This is a genomic window from Haloarcula sp. CGMCC 1.2071 (genome assembly GCF_037078445.1).
Taxonomy (GTDB): Archaea; Halobacteriota; Halobacteria; order Halobacteriales; family Haloarculaceae; genus Haloarcula; species Haloarcula amylolytica.
In genome coordinates, this window is record NZ_JAYMGY010000043.1 from 1 (window position 1) to 3,479 (window position 3,479).

Annotated in this window: 2 protein-coding genes; one reads left to right on the plus strand and one right to left on the minus strand. The window is 47.9% G+C overall.

From position 1 onward, the window contains the following. Positions 1-168 precede the first annotated feature (168 nt). Positions 169-1,707, minus strand: coding sequence for a hypothetical protein (locus VI234_RS21100; RefSeq protein WP_336331217.1), 1,539 nt, complete (start codon positions 1,705-1,707; stop codon positions 169-171). Between the two features lie 506 nt (positions 1,708-2,213). On the opposite strand from VI234_RS21100, the gene VI234_RS21105 reads away from it, so the two are divergent. Further along, a complete protein-coding gene (locus VI234_RS21105) occupies positions 2,214-2,639 on the plus strand; it encodes a hypothetical protein (RefSeq protein WP_336331218.1) in 426 nt (141 codons plus the stop codon). Positions 2,640-3,479 lie beyond the last annotated feature (840 nt).

A 3,479-nucleotide genomic window follows, 5' to 3' on the forward strand; every position in this document is an offset into this window, starting at 1 on the left:
ATTCCGACACGAATCGACTTATTGGGAACATATCGGGCACCGCTGGCGCGGTGCCCTTGCCCTCTTCGACTTTCAGCCGCAGCTCTCGCTATCAACAATCTACTACGCAAGAGCGTTCTATCATAGTGATTGAGATATGGGCGCTATTTAAATTGATTCTGGACGGGTTTAGAAAAGCTGCTCGCGAATCCCTGCGCCATACTCAAGCGTACGGTCGTCGATCTGTTCGTTGATATCCGGTATTGACACGTCCTTAGATGCAACTATATACAGGTACTCCAGGATGAGGTCTGCATAGAGTTCGCGAGCGCGGATGAGGAACGTGCTGGCAAGAAATTCCTCGTCTGCGACCGTAATCAACTCACCATCGCTTGGTTCGTCTGGGAGTGTTGTATCCTCGTGTACGACCTTGTTACGGTAGTCATACAGTGTTCTGAAGAACTCTCCTATCCGCTTTGACGACCAATTGCGAGCGTTCTGCTCACCCAGAAGCACTGCCGTCCGAACACCGAGGCGATATCTATTCCCACCAGGGGAGCCACCTTTCAGCACGGTCGTTTCGCAGCCAACGACACAATCGACTAATTGATCCTCGAGGGACTCCCGGCTGAACATTCGCTCAAACCGTGACAGCGGATTCTGAAACTTATCATGTCCGGGTGCGATTCGACGCTGATGATCTCTCCACAGCCGAGGGATCTCCAAGGCATGATCTTCTGCGATATGTGTTTCTGTCGTCGAACTCGGACAGTCAAATTCGAGTTCAAAGGTGACCGGTGCCGCAATTCCACGGTACGTTTCCCAGCCTGGCACCACGTTGTAGCCCTTCTCGTAGCCAACAGTTCCCAACGGGCAGAGAAGCCGCAGACACCGACGAACGCTCGCCGCGAGATACTCGATCACCTCGGTCAGCTGCTGCCAGGGATAGACGTCGGCCGGTGTGACGTCGAAATCGGGACGTTCCCAGGGGCTGATTTCGGTGTCATCGATTTCGCGAGCTATCTCTCGATAGGGCCGCCGGCGTCGGAGAACGATTTCTAGCGCTGCGTTCGGGCCGCCTGCATCAAGCGTCTCGACTGGTTCGAGGACGCTCGTTCCCGGGGCTTCGTGCGTCGCGATTCCGGCTTCTTCCAGACGGTCTAAGGGACGAATCCGGAGCGTGTCAACGGCGTATGGTCCCAGATAGTCCGGGCTACCTTGGATCTCCGTTTCGAGGTCAATCGTGATGTCTGGCTCAATGGAGGTGTTCTTCAGAACGAGCAGGAATCGGGAGTACTCTCGATCGGTGAACCGGGGCTCGAACTGCTCCTCGAAGGCGGTTGCGAAGGCATCCTCGTGGAACTGAAATTCACCAGCGTAATTCACCACGACCCCGACGAACTCGAACAGTCCCCGTTCGATAGACTCGACACGGTTGGTTTCGGATAACTGATCGTCATCGGGAGGATCCGGGAGCTGATCGTAGATAACCTGGGCCGCCTCTGCAAATTCACCAGCATAGAGGTTATCGAAGAGATCCCTCTCGTCGAAGAGGTCACCGGGAGCTGGAACCGAGACTTCCTCGGTGTTCTGCATAAACCCGCCAGTACTCAGCTGATTGAACGTCCGTGTTGGTGGATCAACATCCACGTCGGAGTGCTGCTCGATGACGGCTTGGACTCCATCTTTGATTAGTGGGCGCACATCAGCGCCCCACTCAGGTGGCATTCTATCAGGGACCACTCTACCCTTCCACTTAGTTCACCGTTAGACCGGCTGATTCTCGTCCGCCGCGTCCGTCATGTCATCATCCACTGACCGGTTGGGTGACTCGTCCGTAATCTCCGTAATTTCTCGATAGAGGTGTAGGAATACCTGTACTGTCCAACCTTGATTTAAGTGAAATATATATACTTTTTATACTGTAGCTGAAGAGGTTCAAGATCGTGACCAGAACCACATACGAACGCAGCTCGGAAATCCAACATGGGGTCCGCAGGAAATTAGTCATAATTCTGCCCCCTATCTCATGAGCCAGAGAATCAGCTGTTCCATCCCCATCCTTATTTGATGGTTTATTATGCACTGGCTGGTTGCTTAATCTGTACTCAACTGAATTACTCTGGTCCGGTACCATGTCTGAGACAGAAACAAGCGAGGGGTATATATCAATATAATTTAATATATTTGTTATCAGTAAGAATTATGTAGACATTCATAATATTGTGAACACAATGAGTGCCGATGAACTGGAGTTTTTGTACCAAGTAGAATTGACTTCTAAGCTATATTTTCATATTCCCGAAGAGGTCCATAGATTTCTTCAATCCAACCAGAATAAACAGGATACAGAATATCATTGGAATTACGATGAAGAGTCGGGGATGATGATATCGGTCTATTCAGGAAGAGAAAAGCGTTCTGACTGGTTAGGTTCAACTAGTTGGGACTCGTCTGGAAGTCGAATTAAAATGCCAAAGGAGGCAGCAGAAGCCATTGAGGTTGAGCAAGGAGATTGTATCTATCTACTAACCCATTGTGACATGGAAAATGCAGGTGCACCGTCTGTCTTTGTATGGGACTTTGACAAAATAGAGCAAGCGCTTCTTTCAGTGCCTTCAATGGAAGATACAGTCTATTCTCGCTTACCTAATTTTTGATGAGACTATATCGGTCAATCTACAAAATAAAGGGAGATTCGGAGCAGATATTACACTTATTACTAAAAGAATGCGATAAAGAGGCTGAGAAAGGGAATTATATAATATTCCAAGCGGAAGATGAGGAATTCTATACTAAAAAATACAAATACGACAAGACTGGTCAGAGAATCATTGAGGAATGCAGACCCAAACAAAAGTACCTCCAGTTGTGCTGGGTCGTGATTTTCTACACGATATATAATCTTTTCAGCATAGGTCATAACGGGATAGTTTCGGATATTGTATCGTTCTCAGCGGGACTAGGAGGAATTGGGTTACTACTCTATCCTCTAATGTTATCTCACGACAAGCCAAATTTTTTTCATTCACATGAATCACTAAATCGGCTATTCGGAGCGCCAATATTAATCCGATGTAGATTCAGAGTGACTTTCTTAACTATAGTTCTTTCAGCGATTGTTCTGTATAATCTTTATCCATGGATTATTCCAAGGTTAAATATATTTATAGGTTTTTTATGTACTATCGTAATCAGCACAATAATATTAGCGAGTCGAGGACACACAGATCCGATTACTGGACGTATCATAGTTTTATCAGGCTTGGTCGCTTCATTCATAGCTCCGTCATTTATCAACCTCTTCATTTTCACTCAGTACAATGCCTACAGGAGTCAGGACCTTGCTCTTCTGACGATGTACGAGTCATTTTATACGTATATCGCTCTTGCGTAGGAGATTGTTGATACTGCAGAGCGGTGGCTGTGGAGTCGAAGAGGACAAGGGCACCGCGTCAGCGGTGCCCGACACGAATGATTCCGCTAGATGTGTTTGGGTC

Bases quoted from the DNA above. Each gene is read 5' to 3' on its own strand.
- VI234_RS21105 (WP_336331218.1), top strand. From the start codon at position 2,214: ATGAGTGCCGATGAACTGGAGTTTTTGTACCAAGTAGAATTGACTTCT.
- VI234_RS21100 (WP_336331217.1), bottom strand. From the start codon at position 1,707: ATGCCACCTGAGTGGGGCGCTGATGTGCGCCCACTAATCAAAGATGGA.